The sequence below is a fragment of the Shewanella sp. HL-SH4 genome (genome assembly GCF_051164845.1).
Lineage (GTDB): Bacteria > Pseudomonadota > Gammaproteobacteria > Enterobacterales > Shewanellaceae > Shewanella > Shewanella glacialimarina.
This window is the reverse complement of the sequence record NZ_CP195037.1, coordinates 3,040,984-3,058,313: the sequence shown is the minus strand read 5'-3', so window position 1 is coordinate 3,058,313 and position 17,330 is coordinate 3,040,984. Positions and strand designations below refer to the sequence as shown.

15 protein-coding genes are annotated in these 17,330 nt (G+C 42.4%); 8 read left to right on the top strand and 7 right to left on the bottom strand.

Going from position 1 to position 17,330, the window contains the following annotated elements; all coding sequences use genetic code 11:
- Positions 1 to 63: 63 nt before the first annotated feature.
- On the top strand, positions 64 to 561 hold the full coding sequence (locus ACRWQL_RS14335; protein ID WP_434926984.1) for a helix-turn-helix transcriptional regulator: 498 nt from the start codon (positions 64 to 66) through the stop codon (positions 559 to 561).
- Between the two features lie 135 nt (positions 562 to 696).
- On the opposite strand, the gene rimI is transcribed toward ACRWQL_RS14335, so the two are convergent.
- Positions 697 to 1,143 carry a ribosomal protein S18-alanine N-acetyltransferase gene (rimI, locus tag ACRWQL_RS14330; protein WP_434950683.1) on the bottom strand — a complete coding sequence of 149 codons (447 nt, stop codon included), beginning with the start codon at positions 1,141 to 1,143 and terminating at the stop codon, positions 697 to 699.
- Between the two features lie 238 nt (positions 1,144 to 1,381).
- Here rimI and ACRWQL_RS14325 point away from each other — a divergent pair, with 238 nt between their 5' ends.
- The 4 genes from ACRWQL_RS14325 to torD all read left to right on the top strand — a co-directional run bounded on the left by ACRWQL_RS14325 (position 1,382) and on the right by torD (position 6,016).
- The gene (locus tag ACRWQL_RS14325) at positions 1,382 to 1,552 is read left to right on the top strand and encodes a periplasmic nitrate reductase, NapE protein (protein WP_226413701.1); all 171 of its coding nucleotides are present in this window, start codon (positions 1,382 to 1,384) and stop codon (positions 1,550 to 1,552) included.
- A 39-nt stretch (positions 1,553 to 1,591) separates the two neighbouring features.
- A complete protein-coding gene (gene torC, locus ACRWQL_RS14320) occupies positions 1,592 to 2,770 on the top strand; it encodes a pentaheme c-type cytochrome TorC (protein ID WP_226413699.1) in 1,179 nt (392 codons plus the stop codon).
- Between the two features lie 12 nt (positions 2,771 to 2,782).
- Positions 2,783 to 5,275 (top strand): trimethylamine-N-oxide reductase TorA, encoded by a 2,493-nt coding sequence (gene torA / locus ACRWQL_RS14315; protein ID WP_434950682.1) that lies wholly within the window; start codon positions 2,783 to 2,785, stop codon positions 5,273 to 5,275.
- 102 nt (positions 5,276 to 5,377) lie between these two features.
- Entirely contained in the window at positions 5,378 to 6,016 is a 639-nt protein-coding gene (gene torD / locus ACRWQL_RS14310) for a molecular chaperone TorD (protein ID WP_434950680.1), read from the top strand.
- A gap of 72 nt (positions 6,017 to 6,088) precedes the next feature.
- On the opposite strand, the gene torS is transcribed toward torD, so the two are convergent.
- On the bottom strand, positions 6,089 to 9,238 hold the full coding sequence (torS, locus tag ACRWQL_RS14305) for a TMAO reductase system sensor histidine kinase/response regulator TorS (protein WP_434950678.1): 3,150 nt from the start codon (positions 9,236 to 9,238) through the stop codon (positions 6,089 to 6,091).
- A gap of 102 nt (positions 9,239 to 9,340) precedes the next feature.
- On the opposite strand from torS, the gene torT reads away from it, so the two are divergent.
- Entirely contained in the window at positions 9,341 to 10,417 is a 1,077-nt protein-coding gene (gene torT, locus ACRWQL_RS14300; RefSeq protein WP_434950676.1) for a TMAO reductase system periplasmic protein TorT, read from the top strand.
- Here the strand turns inward: torT and torR are convergent.
- The 3 genes from torR to ACRWQL_RS14285 all read right to left on the bottom strand — a co-directional run bounded on the left by torR (position 10,401) and on the right by ACRWQL_RS14285 (position 12,563).
- Complete coding sequence (torR, locus tag ACRWQL_RS14295; protein WP_434950675.1) at positions 10,401 to 11,126, bottom strand: two-component system response regulator TorR; 726 nt, start codon at positions 11,124 to 11,126, stop codon at positions 10,401 to 10,403. The two genes, torT and torR, sit on opposite strands and share 17 nt — an antisense overlap.
- Positions 11,127 to 11,313: 187 nt before the next feature.
- The gene (locus ACRWQL_RS14290; protein WP_434950673.1) at positions 11,314 to 12,063 is read right to left on the bottom strand and encodes a TorF family putative porin; all 750 of its coding nucleotides are present in this window, start codon (positions 12,061 to 12,063) and stop codon (positions 11,314 to 11,316) included.
- 155 nt (positions 12,064 to 12,218) lie between these two features.
- The gene (locus ACRWQL_RS14285; protein ID WP_434950671.1) at positions 12,219 to 12,563 is read right to left on the bottom strand and encodes a DNA polymerase III subunit psi; all 345 of its coding nucleotides are present in this window, start codon (positions 12,561 to 12,563) and stop codon (positions 12,219 to 12,221) included.
- A gap of 378 nt (positions 12,564 to 12,941) precedes the next feature.
- On the opposite strand from ACRWQL_RS14285, the gene ACRWQL_RS14280 reads away from it, so the two are divergent.
- A complete protein-coding gene (locus ACRWQL_RS14280; protein ID WP_434950669.1) occupies positions 12,942 to 14,429 on the top strand; it encodes a hypothetical protein in 1,488 nt (495 codons plus the stop codon).
- A 161-nt stretch (positions 14,430 to 14,590) separates the two neighbouring features.
- Here the strand turns inward: ACRWQL_RS14280 and ACRWQL_RS14275 are convergent, their stop codons facing one another.
- Complete coding sequence (locus ACRWQL_RS14275) at positions 14,591 to 15,364, bottom strand: cobalamin-binding protein (protein ID WP_434953392.1); 774 nt, start codon at positions 15,362 to 15,364, stop codon at positions 14,591 to 14,593.
- Positions 15,365 to 15,606: 242 nt separating this feature from the next.
- Positions 15,607 to 16,623 carry a DUF2235 domain-containing protein gene (locus ACRWQL_RS14270; protein WP_434950667.1) on the bottom strand — a complete coding sequence of 339 codons (1,017 nt, stop codon included), beginning with the start codon at positions 16,621 to 16,623 and terminating at the stop codon, positions 15,607 to 15,609.
- Between the two features lie 156 nt (positions 16,624 to 16,779).
- Between ACRWQL_RS14270 and ACRWQL_RS14265 the strand changes: the two genes are divergently transcribed.
- A complete protein-coding gene (locus ACRWQL_RS14265; RefSeq protein ID WP_434926997.1) occupies positions 16,780 to 17,322 on the top strand; it encodes a hydrolase in 543 nt (180 codons plus the stop codon).
- The last annotated feature ends 8 nt before the right edge of the window (positions 17,323 to 17,330 follow it).

Sequence of the window (17,330 nt, the reverse complement as noted above, 5' to 3'; positions counted from 1 at the left end):
TATTAGATTTATTAAAAACACTTATATCTAGCCCAATACAAGCCGTTTGATTCAGGATCTACCATGAAAAAAGATGTATTCATAATTGTACTGTTACTGTTGATCACGCTATTCAAACTGTTTGATATTTTTGCAGACATTCAACTCGACATTCCTGTGTGGCATATCGCCCAAGAAGCCGTGCTGGTGCTTTTAACCATAATTGGCAGTATTTATTTAGGCTTTGATTTAATCCGTAACTCTCGTCAGGTAAAAGCCCTGAGAAGTAAACTTGCTAAAGCGGATAAACAGATCAACAACATGTCCAGTCAAATGCGCGCTGCAAGACAGGAATACAGCCAAACCATTGCGGCACAATTTGAACTATGGGGCTTTACTAAAAGCGAACAGCAGGTCGCACTGTTATTGTTGAAAGGACTGAGCTTTAAAGAAATAGCAGAAGTACGACTAACAAAAGAGAAAACAGTACGTCAGCAAGCCTCAACCATTTATAGCAAAGCTCAGGTTGATGGTCGCCACACACTATGTGCCTGGTTTATGGAAGACTTTATTCAAGAGTAAACAATATTAACAGTTAAAACGAATTGATATTTTCAGCAAAATCAAAAATCTAACAGAGCTATTACAAATATAGCTCAATCGAAGAGATTAAATATCGGGAGTAATCGAGAATCTAACTATCGATAGCGAGGATAATTAACTCAACACCAAATCCATCAAAATCGCATCTTCATGGCCATCGTCCGTTGGGTAATACCCCTTACGACGACTGGTTTCAACAAAGCCTGCTTTTTCATATAGCCCAATCGCACTCAAGTTAGACTGACGAACCTCTAACATAATCACCACTGCATCGCATGTCTTTGCCTGTGAGACTAATGAGGTTAATAAGCGCTTACCTAAGCCTAAACCTTGTGCTGAGGGGGCAATGCAGATATCCATCAAGGTCACTTCATCAATCACCTGCTGAACAATACTAAACCCCAATAATTGCCCCTCTGCCATCACGCCTTCAACGCGATACAAATGCCCGAAACAGCTGGCTAAGATGGCTTGCGACATCGGCGAATGATGACATGCCTGTTCTATAACTGACATTTCAGTAAGATGATCTTCAGTTAACACGGCCAAGGAATAAGTCATAAATATTTCCACAAAATGGGCAATTACAAAGTGATACTGCCTAAGGTAGCGAGCAGGTATACCTAAATCATATCAGTTAGTTAAAGTAATTGTTACCAGATTAACAATTGCCCCTTAGTGATTTATTCATATTCTTTCATAAGTTTTCTATATCCATTCATCCATGGTCTGACTGTCGTTAACAACTCTTATCTAATATGGGCTTCATCGGTAGATGTCATCATTAAGAGAGCAAATCATGACCACAAAAGAATTATCTGAAACACCTAAAAAAGTGAAATTCAATGAACTTAAAGCACTGGGATTTATCATTTTTTTGTTTTTTCCCATTGCCACAGCCACCAGCATTAGCGCCTATGGCTTTGTTATTTGGATGATCCAAGCCTTTGGTGGTGTGGTCGCTCACTAGTCCTTCTCACTCTGGGTCAATCTTATTAAGGATGTCGTTATGAAATGGTTTATCAATACCTGGCGCACACTCAACCAGCCAGCTAAATACCTCACTTTAGGCACTATTAGCCTTTCAGCCTTTTTAATGGGCATTATTTTTTGGGGTGGTTTTAATACTGCTTTAGAACTGACTAACACTGAAGAGTTTTGTATTAGTTGTCACAGTATGGAAAGCAAACCCTACCAAGAGTTACAGCAAACCGTGCATTGGTCTAATCACTCTGGTGTGCGTGCTACGTGTCCTGATTGTCACGTGCCACATAACTGGAGCCGTAAAATTGGCCGTAAAATTGAAGCATCACATGATATGTGGGGCTGGTTAATGCAAACCGTGAATACCGAAGAAAAGTTTGAAGCGAAACGCCTTGAAATGGCAAGCCGTGAGTGGAAACGTTTTGATCGTGATGATTCATTGGCCTGTAAAAACTGTCATAACTACGACTCAATGAAGTGGGAAGACATGTCAAAACTGGCGCAGAAACAAATGAAACGTGCTGCGGAAACCGACCAAAGCTGTATCGACTGTCACAAAGGAATTGCCCACAAGCTACCTGATATGGGCACCTCACGTGCACCTGAATTAATTGCCCAAGTCGGTGCTGGTGAATCAAGCCTTGAAGCGAACAGCAGTTACTTTACCGCATTAACTAAACCACTTTACTTCAACGAAAAAACTGACGTTGAAGCCGGTACCCTAAACATTGCCACTAAAGTGACAGTATTAGAAACCAAAGGTAATCGCGTTAAAATTGGCATTGATGGCTGGCGTAAAAAAGTCGGCGCGGGCCGAGTGATTTACTACGATTTTGGCCTAAACATTTTATCGGCTCAATTGTCAAAAGATGCCGCCCTTGAAGACGGTGTAATGGAAGTGTTCGAGCAAAAAGAAGATCCGATGACAGGACTTATTTGGCAACGTGTTGAAGCCAAAATTTGGACCGACTCAGATTACCTAGTGAAAGACCTACAACCACTTTGGGACTATGCAAGAGACACATATACCAACAGTTGTAGTGTGTGTCATACCCAACCTGCTGAAGCGCACTTCGATGCCAACAGCTGGCCTGGAATGTTTCAAGGCATGATAGCGTTCGTCAACATGGACCAAGATACCCAAGCACTTGTGCAAAAGTACCTACAGGAACATTCATCTACTTTCGACAAGTCAGCGCACTAATAGGACATCATTATGAACAGAAGAGACTTTCTTAAAGGCTTAGCAGCAACCTCATTTGTTAGCCTAAGCAGTGCATCAGTGCTAGCGCCATTTAAGGCTTTGGCAGCTGCGGGAACCATGGCTAATGATGAATGGTTAACAACCGGCTCACATTTTGGCGCATTCAAGATGAAGCGTAAAAATGGTGTCATTGATCAGGTGATCCCTTTTGACTTAGACAAGTATCCAACCGACATGATTAACGGCGTAAAAGGGTTAGTGTATAACCCATCACGCGTTCGTTACCCTATGGTACGTTTAGACTTTTTATTAAAAGGTCATAAAAGTGATACTTCACAGCGCGGTGATTTTCGTTTTGTTCGCGTCACTTGGGACAAGGCACTGAACTTGTTCAAAGACTCATTAGACCAAGTGCAAACCAAGTATGGCCCATCAGGCTTGCATGCGGGTCAAACGGGTTGGCGCGCAACGGGGCAACTGCACTCAAGCACTAGCCATATGCAACGCGCTGTTGGCATGCACGGTAATTTTGTTAAAAAAATTGGTGATTACTCTACCGGCGCAGGGCAAACCATTTTACCGTATATTTTAGGCTCAACTGAGGTATACGCCCAGGGCACGTCATGGCCGTTAATCCTTGAACAGTCAAACACCATTGTCTTATGGTCTAACGATCCCTATAAAAATCTGCAAGTGGGTTGGAACGCTGAAACCCACGAGTCATATGGCTACCTTGCGAAACTGAAAGAGAAGGTTAAGCAAGGCAAAATCCGCGTGATCAGCATTGACCCTGTGGTCACTAAAACGCAGCAGTATTTGGGCTGCGAGCAACTGTATGTCAATCCACAAACTGACGTGGCATTGATGCTGGGTATTGCCCATGAAATGGTTAGCCAAAACCTGCATGATAAAAAGTTTATCGAAGGTTACAGCTTGGGGTTTGAACACTTCTTACCTTACTTATTAGGCGAGTCTGACGGCATTGCCAAAACACCAGAATGGGCCAGTAAGATTACTGGCGTGACTCCTGAAATCATTCGTGATTTAGCCAAGGTAATGACTAAAGGCCGTACCCAAATAATGATGGGCTGGTGTATTCAGCGTCAACAACACGGTGAACAACCGTATTGGATGGCCGCTGTGTTAGCCACTATGATTGGCCAAATTGGTTTACCTGGCGGCGGTATCAGCTACGGTCACCATTACTCAAGTATTGGCGTCCCCTCATCAGGAGCCGCAGCGCCTGGAGCATTCCCACGTAATTTAGATGAAGGCCAAAAGCCGCTGTTTGATAATAATGATTTCAAAGGCGCGAGTAGCACTATACCTGTTGCGCGCTGGATTGATGCCATATTAGAGCCAGGTAAAACCATTGATGCTAATGGCGAAAAAGTGACTTACCCAGATGTCAAAATGATGGTGTTTTCGGGTAATAACCCCTGGAACCATCATCAGGACAGAAACAAAATGAAGCGGGCATTCAAAAAGCTTGAGTGTGTAGTCACCATTGATATGAACTGGACGGCGACATGCCGTTTCTCTGATATCGTGTTACCAGCCTGTACCACGTTTGAGCGCAATGATATTGATGTCTACGGCAGTTACGCTAACCGTGGTGTATTAGCAATGCAAAAGATGGTTGAGCCATTATTTGAAAGCTTATCTGACTTTGAAATCTTTACTCGATTTGCCAAAATTATGGGTAAAGAGCAAGAGTATACCCGCGGTATGTCTGAGTTTGATTGGCTTAAAAAGCTCTATAACGAGTGCAAAGCCGATAACGCGGGCAAGTTTGACATGCCAGATTTCGATACCTTCTGGAAAGACGGTTATGTTCACTTTGGTGAAGGTCAACCTTGGACTCGTCACGCTGATTTCAGAAACGATCCAGAAATGGCGCCACTTGGCACACCATCGGGTTTGATTGAGATATTCAGCCGTAAGATTGCGCAGTTTAACTATGATGATTGCCCAGGCCACCCAACCTGGATGGAAAAGTCAGAACGCAGTCATGGTGGACCCGGTTCAGATAAGTACCCTGTGTGGATGCAATCTTGTCACCCAGATAAACGCTTACATTCGCAAATGTGTGAGTCTGAGCAATATCGTGCAACCTACACAGTAAAAGGGCGTGAGCCAGTTTACCTAAACCCAACTGATGCCAAACAACGTGGTATTAAAGACGGTGATATAGTGCGGGTATTTAACGACCGTGGTCAATTGCTTGCAGGCGCTGTGGTGTCTGACAATTTCCCACGCGGTGTTATTCGTATCCACGAAGGTGCCTGGTACGGTCCTGTAGGCAAAAATGGCAGCAAACAAGGGGGCAATGAAATTGGTGCATTATGCAGCTATGGTGATCCAAATACCTTGACTCAAGATATTGGCACCTCCAAGCTAGCCCAAGCTTGTGCAGCCTATACTTGTTTAGTTAACTTTGAAAAGTATCAGGGCAAAGTGCCAGAGGTCAGCTCGTTTAGTGGCCCAATTGAAGCAAAAATCTAAATCAGCTCAACTTAAGGTTTTACACGCCAAGTTTATCCTTGGCGTGTAAAACCTTAAACAGTATTAGTAATGAACTGAATAGGCTTAAAGGAGACAACATAGATGAATGAAACTCAAGTGTACGCCACCCCAATGAACCAGGGCCGCGCTAAGGTATACAGACTGCTCTCATCGCTTTTTGCTAAAGAGCTTGATCATCAACTATTGCATGAACTGACATCCAGTCAGGCTCAAGCCTTCTTTGCTCAACTGGCCAGCGATCCCTTGTTGGCACAAGATATCGCTAGCTTAAATTCAGTGTTGAATACACTCAATACTGACAGGGCGTTATTGGAACTTGCGGCGGATTATTGCGGATTGTTTTTAGTCGGCACTAAACATAGCGCAAGTCCCTATGCCAGCTTGTATCTTGGCGATAATGACGCTGGGGATGAAGTATTATTATTTGGTGAGCAGCATCTGCAAATGAAGACTTTTTTACAACAAAGTCAATTGGCTGTGCAAAGTGAGTTTCCTGAACCTGCGGATCATATCGCGGTAATTTTAGCCTACGTAGCCCACCAAGCCTGTTGCAGTGACGATAAAACACAACAGGCCTTTATCGGCCAATATTTGAATGCTTGGTTACCTCAGTTTACCGATAAGGTAATGACGGTTGATAGCGGTAATTTCTATGCCGCCCTTGCCAGACTTACCCAGGCCTGGGTTGCCAGTGATTGTGATGCTCTTCGAGCAAATTAGTTTCACCCTTCCTCCCCAAGGACCAAAACACCGAGCTTGCTCGGTGTTTTTTTATTCATGCAATCTGCTAGCTTAAGTCATACCCGTCAGTTTTAGCGACACAGCATCAATCGAGTCCTGCCATAATCGTTGCAGTGCTTGATACCCTTCATCAGTTAACGTACATGATTCCAATTGCTGACACCGCTGACTTAACGCGGCTAATCCCATGCTGGCGCTACTGCCTTTGAGTCCATGTAATAATTCGCCGCTGTTGGCTGGCAACTGAGCTAATGCCGCCATCTGAGCGCTGCTGCTTGTTTTAAACAAGCTTAGCATTTCAGTTAACGCATCAGCGCCTAAGTATTGTAAGTCCTCAGTAATTTGCTGCTCATTGAGCAAATGCGCCGCTGACTTGTTTGTTGGAGAAGAATTCGCCTCCATCTTAAGTGTGCTGGCAGCAATTGGCTTATCTTCAACTAGGCTATCTTCATCTATGGTATTAGGATTCAATTCATCTTGTTCAAGCGTTGCAGTGTCGGTTTGAAATGCCGCCCCCACACTGTGAGTGTCGGTTTGAAATGCTTCACAAGCAACGCCAATCCATGCAGCTAAAGCCTGCATATTCAGTGGCTTTTCGAGTACCGAATCAAACCCTGCTGCTTTATAGATTTGCATATCGTCATCTTGCACTTGAGCGGTAAACGCGGCGATATTAACGCTGACATCCGCCGATTGTGCAATCTGGGTTAACTCAGCTAACAACTCAATGCCCGAGCCATCACTTAACTGAATATCCAGCATAATCGCGTCAAACTGTGCGGCATTATCCTGCCGATAAACTGCTCTTGCCTGCGCGCAGCTTTCAACCAATATAGACTGATGACCAAGGTGAGCTAAAAAGCCCTGGGCAACCATGGCATTAACTTTATTATCTTCAATCACCAGCAGTTTTTTAGGTGCCACTTTGGGCAGCTCAATACGGCTTAATTCATCGGCTTGATTACAAATAATGAGTGGTAAGCTAAAGCTGAATGTCGAGCCCTTACCCACTTGGCTATCCACCCGAATACACTGGCTGGCATTGTCGAGGTTGTTTTGGCTGTTATTGTCGAAATAGTTCATCAGCGCGACCAACTCTTTACAAATTGACAGCCCCAATCCTGTACCACGGGTGCGCCCTTGATTAGGTTGAGTACTGTAGGCGATAAACAATTGCTCCATTGCGGTTTCACTAATGCCAACACCGCTGTCAATAACGGCGAAAGTCAGCTGCTGTTGAACCACACCTACGTGTAATTCAACCCCGCCCTTGGCGGTAAACTTAATGGCATTAGCTAACAAATTAAACAACACCTGACGCAGTTTAGGCCCATCGACATGTATCCATTGCGGCAAGTTTTGACGGTTTAACGATAAAGATAATCCGGCTAGCCCCGCACCCGACATCATCACCGCCATCACTTCATCTAACAGATCATTTAACGCAACGGGTCGCGGCTCGTTAGTTAACTTGCCTTGTTCTAAACGCGAAAAATCTAAAATATCGTTCAACACGGTTTGCAGTAATGTGCCGCTATATTGAGACAAAGCCAGCATTTGCTTTTGGGCAGGCGGTAAAGGTGAATGACTCAATAAGGTTAACGTGCCTAAAAGCCCATTTAATGGCGTGCGAATTTCATGGCTCATGGTAGCTAAGAATAATGATTTAGCATTGCTGGCCTGCTCAGCCATCTCCCTTGCGGCCGAGTGCCCTTTTGCTTCAGCATCTAACTGACGGTTGGTTTCGGCTAATTCAATGGTACGCGCCTGAACGGTATTTTCTAATGAGGCTTTATGCACAATCAGTTCAGATGCGGTAGTTTGTAACTCGGCTTGCAACGCTTGATTTTGGGTAGTTTTTTGCTTGAATGCTTCGATAGCTGAAGCCATAGCGGTTAGCTCATCATCGCCATGGGGATCAAGCACAACCTCGGTATTACCTAGGCTTAATTGTGATAACGCCGCGGTCGCTTCATTTAAGCGCAGGGCAATGCCTTTATAAATCACCCGATATACCACCAGCATCATGATAATGAACATTAACACGCCCGTTGCCCACAGGCCGGACTTTGCCCAAAACAGTTGCTGTAAAAAATCGCGGCGGGCATTGTCTGCTTGGATTTGCTGGGCTTTCATCGCCCCATCGACCGACTTATTCAACAGGCTTAATTTGTCAGTTAACTGCATCAACTGAGCATTTTGCTTAGCTAACACTTGCGCATATTGCTGCTGTAAACGTAAACCAATATTCACTTCTCTTAGCAAAACTAATTCTTGCTCAAGCTCTGTCGCCCTCACCGGATCGCGAATAAGCCCTTTTAATAATTCAAGCGGCATTAAATCAATTTGCTTACCCACAGCGCTATTTGAAACATCAAAGCCTGAGGCGTGATTGGGGTGTTCTCCCGCCACATTTTGGCCGCTTGTTTTAGGGCGAATACCCGATTGATAAAGCACCCGAGTCATGCTGTCTAATATTTTATTTAATCCAAGTTGTTGCTCGGGAGACTGCAATAATTGGCCCACTAATGCGATATGATGAATAAGCGCTAACGCCCTGTTTAAGCGCTCTCTGATATCTAAATCTTGTTCTATGATGGTGTCGAGCAAGTGAGCGCTTTGCGCTTCACCAGCCACTTGCGGGTAAGCTAGGCTTAATTTGGCCAAAATAGCCGAGTCGACGACCGCCTGCTCGGCTTCAAGCAACACACCGCTACGACTGGCTGCTTCGGCAAGGTCGCTGCCTTTATCATCTAATAGTGCGGTTAATGCTAAACGTGCGCCAACCTGACGCCCTAAAACAGATAAGTCATCAATAATCTCACTCGCAAGTAAGGCTAAATTATTATCTTTACTGTTATGACTATCTTGCACTTTTAACGCATTAAGCCGTTCAATTGCAGCAAATAAATTGGTGCTTTCTAAAGATAATTTACGTCCTAAAAATGCTCGTTGGGCTTCTTCTTCCACTCGTTCAAGCCCTTGAGCATTGTCGAGTAATGCATTGGACGACTGCATAAGTTGTCTGGCGGCTTCCGAGGCAGGTAAGGCTTCTTCGTATAGATACTGATCGGCTAATTTTACCCAATATAAAGATAAACTGCCCAGACTGACTAATAATAGTAATAGCAGTCCCAATAGACTAAATGCCAGCATGAGGCGACCAACTAAGCTCTTACCTGATAATGATAAAGCACTCACATTCATTCCTTAAACTGTTACAATCTACTCGACAAAAACCACAGTGTTTTACTTAACGGCTTATTTACTTAACGGCTTAGACACCCTAATAGAGACAATAAGATGCGACAACTCATTTATATACTCATTTTTTGTTTAGGGACAATTTCATCACTGGTTGAAGCGAAAAACGACAACCATTGGTCATTAGAGCAACGAATGCCGTTTAACCAAAAAATTCAAACCACTGAAAAAATCCATTATAACGCCTTAACGTCTACCCAAAAAAACTGGCGCATTTGTGCACTAGTTCCCCACCTTAAAGATGCTTATTGGATAGGAATCGATTATGGTTTGGTGTCCCATGCCAGCCAATTAGGGGTTAACCTAGAGTTATTTGAAGCAGGCAGTTATTACCGCAAAGACCAACAACTAAAGCAACTGGAACACTGTTTAACAGAGCCATTTGATGCGATTTTGCTTGGTACTGTCAGCCCTGATTTGCTTAAGCATTATAAAGGATCTATCAATAAACCGATTATTGCGCTGGTCAATCAACTCAATAGCCCTATCATCAATACCCGTGTTGGCGTGAATTGGTATCAAATGGGTTGGATTGCCGGCAATTATATTAGCCAATCGCAACAAAAGACCCCAGCAGATAAACCAGTAAAACTAGCGCTATTAACTGGCCCTGAAGGCGTTGGCGGTAGCAGTTGGGTTGAACTTGGTATTCTTGATGCCATAGCAAACAGCTCGATAGAAGTGTCATCTATTCGCCATACTGATAATAATCGCAACCTTTACCGTGACCAATTGCATCACTTACTCAATGATCATATTCCCGATTATATTTTAGGAAGTGCGGTGGCCATTGAGGCGGCGATTGGCTCTTTACAACATAAGCAGCTAACTGGGCAGGTAAAGTTAGTCGGTAGCTATTTATCTCCCGCCACGTTGCGGGGACTGTATCGACATAAAGTGGCTTTTAGCACAGATGATCAGGTGGTGTTACAAGGTAAGTTAGCCATTGATGTAATAGTAAAAGAGCTTGAAGGTGCCGCGCCCTTTGGTGACATAGGCCCGCAAATACTAAAGCTATCACAAGGTAAAGTGTCCATTAATGCACTTGAAAATAGCTTAGCCCCTGCTGACTTTTATCCCGTCTATCGCGTAGCTTCGCCTAGTCTTCAACCTTAGTGGCAAATAAGTAACCTTCACCGTGGACGGTAACAAATAAATCAGCCTGAAGCTTGTTGCGTAAACGACGAATTATCACGTCTATGGTTCTGTCATTGACATCTTCATTTCGATGACTTGTTTGCTGCATCAAACGTTCGCGAGATAAAACCTGCTGTGGGTGTAAAGCAAAAGCCGTCAGTAATTCAAATTCTGCTTTGGTGAGTTTAATCACTTCATCACCGCGGGATAACTTACGACTATTTAATTCTAAAACGTACCGGTCGAACACAATTAAATCGTCACACTTTTCAAATTGCTCGACCACTTCCTGCTGGGCTTTTTTAACTAACGAAATCCGCCAAAGCAAATTTTTAACCCTAACCAACAGCTCTCTAAGTTCAAAGGGTTTAGTCACATAATCATCGGCGCCCATTTCAAGGCCAACAATTTTGTCGATAGTTTCATCGCGCCCAGTAACCAAAATAATGCCGACATCAGAACGGCTGCGTAAATCACGGGCTAAACTTAAACCATCAACACCGGGCAAGTTGACATCTAACATGACTAAATCGATATGATTATTGGCAAACTGTTGCCACATCTGCTCGCCATCGCCAGCTTCGAGTAAACGATAACCTTCACGCTCAAAATATCCTTTTAAGCGAGCACGTATTACCGCCTCATCATCAACCACCAGCACCGTGTGTGATACAAATGTATGCGCCATCGTTAAATCCAAAGTATTTAAGCCAATGACCGATATTATTCATAATTTTTCACATTTGCCTATAAAGATCTCCAAGGAATGAGTAGCGGGTAGCAAAAAAAGTCTAAAAAAAGGACCTGAATATCACTAAGGGAGAGTGACGTTTCAGATCCAATACTAATAATTACTGCGAAGCTGCTATTGCAGGCTAAAAACTTTTGTTAATACCGACAACAAGGCGATCATCAAAAATTTCGGTTTGGGTACCATACACTTTATGCTCAGAGTCAACTGTGCTGCCATGGTAACGCACATCGAAATTAATCCCTGCATAGGCTTTACTGACACCAAGATTCCAGTGCCCCCAACCTTCTGCTCCCTCGCCATCTAAATCCTGATAACCCACGCTGCCAGACACTTTCCAGCCGCTGTCGAATTGATAACTTGGGTGTACTGCGTAGTTCACCCCTTGCCAGCCTTCTACACCAAACCAGTCATCAACCGTTGGGGTCACTTCTAGTTGTACGTTTGCACGGCCAAACTGTTTGCCCACTTTAATCCATAATTCAGTGTAGTTTGAATAAGACGCACCCGGATAAAGGTAAGAAAAGACCATCACGTCATAGGTAATGCCACTATCACCAAACTCGCCAGCTTTACCAATGTATGGCGCGGTCACGATTTCTAAATTAGGATCAGCAAACTTAATATTTGAAGCAAAAACGCCAGTGTACCAACCATCATCGTTAGCCCAACCTAACGTGCCTTGTACCACGGGAACGTCGCCGTCCATGGTTTCAGATTCACCGCGAAAAACATAATCAGATGCAAAAGTCATGTTGCCGCTAATTTTACCGCCAAACACGTCGGCATCATCTGTAGCAAATGCAAATGGCACCGCTGATAATAGCAAGCTGCCAAGCAAAACCGATTGAGTCAGTTGATGTATTTTGTTCATAATTATCACCCTATGTTTACCACTTATTATTGATAGGGTGACTATAGGGAAAACTTATGAATGGCTATTGTGCTTGATATGAATTGATAAGAAATGAATATGAAAAATTATGAATAATGGCATTTAATCCGATGTAAAAGATAAGCCCTATAAAATTAGCTTTGTTGTTTATCTACCACAGAACAAATTTGCTGCCATAGCTGACGCTTTTCAGTCCCACTTTGAAGCACATCTTCCAGTGGTGCACTGACTAACCATGCTATCCGTGGACGTCTTTTTACTTTACGCATATCCCAAACAACCTGCGGACCTTTGATCACTTCGCAATCAAAATCGCATTGCTCTGGAGTTATATCTAATTGGGCCAGCACATTTTCAATAAACTGTTGTTCAGATAAATCTGCATCGACGTCATGTAATACCAAGTAAGGTTTGCCCGGTTTGTCAGCACTACGCCAACGGGTGATGTTCATTGCATCAAGAAAAGCCGATTTGTCCATATTCACAGTCTATTAATCAATAATAAAATAAGAATATCAGGTTAGCCTAGATGAGGGAAAGCCAATGCTAAAAATGCACTGCAAATAAAGCGGTTGTAAGCCAGTAGGGCAAGCCAACTCCTAGTGATATTTGAAACCTTGTTTAGATTTGTTAAGAATAGCGGTTCAGTGATATTTTTATCTTTTTTGCAACAAAATCCGCAGTCCACCTTTGACATGGTTGTTAAATACTTGTTAAATTAGAGCCGCTACTCAATTATTAGTCATAAAACAGTACTAAAGTACGGATGAGTAAGCGCTAGCAATGCCAATTAAACAGAACATGATTAAAAAGTAATTAGCATAAATTCAAGCAAAACCAAAAGGATGTGCCCGACAATGAACAAACTGTTAGTGTTAATGCTGCTTATTTTAAGTCTACCCGTTTCAGCCAAATCACTTCCCCCTATTCTTAATTTTTTACCTTCATGTGCGCCTATTATTGTTGATGGTATTTATATTGAAAAAAAACTTACTGATAGCGCAAATAACAAGCTAATAGCCAGTAGTTTTCAATTAATCAGAGAAAAAGCAAAAGAAAAACGCGTCGATGCCATTATTATCACTAATCTTATCCAAACCGATAAGCTAATTATCACCGCTGATTTAATCGATTTTTGTGATGATGATGAAAGTTTGTCATCAATGAGCACCGCCTATAACCAACTGAGCCGTAGACCCATTACTTTTGAGCGCTCTGTTACTCCGTCTCAAAAAAAACCGGCCACATCAATTACAATACCTAAGCCTGAACCTGAGCTAGCGATTGCTCGTGTCCAACCGGAACAAGCAGTGCAAGCACCAACGCGAACAGTCAATACCGCCAGAGCTGGGACATCATCAAAAAACTTTAAACCAGCACTGATGACACAATTAGAACTGGCAAAACTGGCTGCTAAAGCAAATGAAGCGGGCAAGCTGTCAACAAATATCACCTTATCAGGTGCTTATGGCATTAACATTAATAACTCGACTGAATACGTTCTGAATATTCTTGGCCCAGCAAGCGCAGTGTTTACCCTGAGTGCAGACACCACGGCTTGGTTATATGGCCGTGACTTATGGCTTATTATCGAAAATGACAAAGTACAAAAAATTACTTATAAAGAGCATTCACTACTGAATTACACCGGTAAGAATTTTATTTTATATGATGAAGACTTTGACAATAATTGGCTTATCGATGATAAAGCTGGGTTCCGTGATAATGTACCTAACGTACGCGCAAAATTAAATTACCTCAAACAGAAGTCAAAAGCTGAATACACTGTTTCAAACCAAAAAAATCTATTGAAGTTAGATTTCTCAGAGTTTTCCTCATATAACGGTAAAGAACCAGATTTATTGTTAAGTGGCTTTACTTTTTACTCACGTGATTATGATAGAGATGAAAATCAGATCCAGTATTCTGATATCGACAACAACTTGTTAAATAACTTACTCGTACCAGTATCTAAACCTAAACCGTTAAAAATACAAGATTTAGTCACCCACTACGTTCCTAACGTTATCAATTACTCTGATGATGGTAGCTGGGAGGTATTGTCTAAACACATACAAGTAAAACACGTCGACAATACGATCAAGCAAATCAAGCTATCGGAAAGTATCAATTACCCTGTTGAATCTGATGAAGACTTTATGCGTTTTCTAAAGCAAATGAACATACCTGAAACTAAACAAGCCATGATGGATAAGTATGCAAGCAGCGCGACATTCTGGTTAGAAAAAATGACAGTAACCAATAATGATTATGAGATTAGAGCGGAGTTCACCACTGAAGATGACGATGCTATGCTGATTTCATTAGAAGTAGAATATTTATAAGCGCTAGATTTGAAGATGGATGTAAATGCTAGTGATTAATACTGGATGTTATTACTAGTTATTAACACTAGCTTGAATACAAAAAATTAAGGGCTGCAAATGCAGCCCTTGTTTGATTGTGATAAACCTAAATCAGTTGTTGGCAAACGAAGATTGTGCAGTTAAAGGTTACGTGCCTTATCTAAGGCATCACACACCAGCTTAATCCCTTGAAGAACTCGCGGTGACGCCCTATGCAATACATCGGCATCTAACTGATAAATGTGTTTGTGTTTAACCGCTGGCAGTTCGGGCCATTGTGACCAATTAACCCCCATGGCATTTCCTTCGTCCTGACTTTGTAATATCACTTCGGCGTTGGTTAATAATACATTTTCAATACTAATTTGCGGATATTCGCTCGCGGCCTCATAAAATACATTAGCCCCATTGCATGCACCAATAATATGCTCAATCCAGCTGCCTTTAGACACAGTCATTAGTGGTGTCGACCACAACTGATAAAACACTTTAACCTTGGATTTAAGTGTGTTTTGTTGACGAATCTCAGCTAAGTGCTGACGGTAATCATCTGCCACCTTCTGTGCTTGTTGCGCTTGACCAGTAAGTTGCCCTAACTGTTCAATCTCTGTCGCCACATCATCTAATGATTTAGGGTCACTATTAAACACAGTAAAACCCAGTTGCTTAATTTGATTAATATCCTCCAGCTTATTACCACTTGCCCAAACGACAACCAAATCAGGGTTAAGCTCAATAATTCGCTCTATTTGAATGCCATAATAGCCACCAATACGGGGAATAAACTTTGCTGACTCAGGGTAGTCCGCATGATCTGTGGTCGCGACAATTCTGTCGCCTACTCCTATGGCATAAAGCATTTCAACGCCGTGAGGAGATAAAGCAACAATACGTTTTGCGCCAGTAGGGTGAATATTTGCGTGGCTATTAGCTGGAGTGCCATCCTGAACAGTTTGCGCAAAGACGGTAAATGACACTGTCACTAATGCGGCAGAAACAATAGGGAATAATAAAAAGCGAGTGAGTATGAAATATGGCAAACGAGTGTCCTTTTCGAGTGTAGTGCTCATTTTTAATAAATTTAACTTAAGCGATACTGATTAGTAATTGTGATTAAAATGGTTAATAGCTAAGAATTATAGTCATATCAGGTTTATTACCAACCATGCAGCTTTGCATATTCAAGCAGGTTTTCAGGGCGATAACTGTCATCTTGTTGCCAGCGCGCTTTAACTGACGAGTGAACTTGTGCTGCGCCTAAATCGTTAATCGTTCGCAGCGCTTTTGTCTTTAGTCGATAAAATTTGCGTCTGGAATTAACTAGCTTAGCCAGCGGATTAAGCACGATACCATCGAGTAAATGATGTTCAATACTCAGCCCATTTAACTGAGCTTGCTGCATCATCCATTGTAACGGAATATCAGATAGCCGAGTACCATCATCATCTGCAGGATAACTGCCGCCAACATTGCTGTGCGCCCCTGCAAACCAAACCTGTTCAATATCAACACTGTCTTTTGATGACCAAATCGTGGGGGTAAAATCTTGTCGATGTTCATCAATTGCCAATGCATGTCGGGCTACTTTAACATTGGCACCAATTTTGGTATCAAAAAATTCATCTTTATCTTCAAATAGCCCTAAAAATGAAAAAGGGATCCCCATAGCACCGACTGTATCCCAAACACCCACAAAAGCGACGTCACGTGTTGAATGAGAATATTTCTCCCTAAATTCGACAGACTTAATACCGTCAGGTGCATATTTATCATCTTGGGTTTTATAGTGATCAAACGCTTTTTGAATATACTTAGCATCGGGCCGCTTGATGATGCCGCAATTATTGATTAATCCCGATAAACAGCGAACCGTGTATGCACCGCGGCTAAAACCAAATAACCAGATTTCATCCCCTGGGGAGTAATTTTGCACAATATAGCGATAACCATCAACAATGTTTTTATGTAGCCCTCGACCCGTTGCCCCGCTAATTAACACGTCATGGTAAGAGCCAAGGCCCCAATCATAAAATACCTGTTGTGATTTACCGTCACTGGCTATCGGGTCAATGGCACGGGCAAATTTAAGCACATTGGTGGCATGATCTTGTTCAACATCCAGTTCTGGCCGATTCCAAGTTCCATCTGCGCACACTACAATCCTTTTACTCATTAGCTAACATCCTTTTAACGTTTGACACAGCTTTAGACTAAGGCCCTATTGGAAGCTTGTCTAAAAAACAATCTACTACCATAATAAAATATCGTGCTTAGGTACCTATCTTATCGTTATCTTATTCTTATCACTTACACTTAATTGGACTAAATTATGATAAATCCAGCAGATTGCGTACTCATGGTCGTTGATGTACAAGGAAAACTTGCCCAAGTGATGCAACACTCCGCTCAACTGCACCATCATTTAACAACGTTAATTAAAGGGGCAGCCCTTTTCGATATGCCAATTATTTGGTTAGAACAATTGCCAGATAAACTCGGCACAACCTCGCCAGAATTAGCTGAATTGTTATCCCCCTTATGCCAACCTATTGCAAAACAACATTTCAGTGGCTGGCAGTCAAAACAAGTACAAACTTTACTTGCCCAAAAAGGCCGTAGGCAAGTTATTTTGTGCGGTATCGAAACCCATGTTTGTGTTTATCAAACATGCAAAGACCTGCTTCAACATAACTTTGATGTTCATGTTGTCGCCGATGCCATGTCGTCGCGCTCAACGGATAACAAAGTACTGGGTATTCAAATGATGCTTAATCTTGGTGCGCAGCTGACAAATGTAGAGTCATTACTTTTTGAATTACAACATCAGGCAGAAGGCGATAGGTTTAAAGCCTTATTAAAATTGATTAAATGATCTTAACC

Excerpts from the sequence above, each read along its gene's own strand:
- ACRWQL_RS14265 (WP_434926997.1), top strand. The coding sequence starts at position 16,780 with ATGATAAATCCAGCAGATTGCGTACTCATGGTCGTTGATGTACAAGGA.
- torT (WP_434950676.1), top strand. The coding sequence starts at position 9,341 with ATGCGACAACTCATTTATATACTCATTTTTTGTTTAGGGACAATTTCA.
- torC (WP_226413699.1), top strand. The coding sequence starts at position 1,592 with ATGAAATGGTTTATCAATACCTGGCGCACACTCAACCAGCCAGCTAAA.
- torD (WP_434950680.1), top strand. The coding sequence starts at position 5,378 with ATGAATGAAACTCAAGTGTACGCCACCCCAATGAACCAGGGCCGCGCT.
- torR (WP_434950675.1), bottom strand. The coding sequence starts at position 11,126 with ATGGCGCATACATTTGTATCACACACGGTGCTGGTGGTTGATGATGAG.
- rimI (WP_434950683.1), bottom strand. The coding sequence starts at position 1,143 with ATGACTTATTCCTTGGCCGTGTTAACTGAAGATCATCTTACTGAAATG.
- ACRWQL_RS14280 (WP_434950669.1), top strand. The coding sequence starts at position 12,942 with ATGAACAAACTGTTAGTGTTAATGCTGCTTATTTTAAGTCTACCCGTT.
- ACRWQL_RS14285 (WP_434950671.1), bottom strand. The coding sequence starts at position 12,563 with ATGGACAAATCGGCTTTTCTTGATGCAATGAACATCACCCGTTGGCGT.
- ACRWQL_RS14335 (WP_434926984.1), top strand. The coding sequence starts at position 64 with ATGAAAAAAGATGTATTCATAATTGTACTGTTACTGTTGATCACGCTA.
- ACRWQL_RS14325 (WP_226413701.1), top strand. The coding sequence starts at position 1,382 with ATGACCACAAAAGAATTATCTGAAACACCTAAAAAAGTGAAATTCAAT.
- ACRWQL_RS14290 (WP_434950673.1), bottom strand. The coding sequence starts at position 12,063 with ATGAACAAAATACATCAACTGACTCAATCGGTTTTGCTTGGCAGCTTG.
- torA (WP_434950682.1), top strand. The coding sequence starts at position 2,783 with ATGAACAGAAGAGACTTTCTTAAAGGCTTAGCAGCAACCTCATTTGTT.
- ACRWQL_RS14270 (WP_434950667.1), bottom strand. The coding sequence starts at position 16,623 with ATGAGTAAAAGGATTGTAGTGTGCGCAGATGGAACTTGGAATCGGCCA.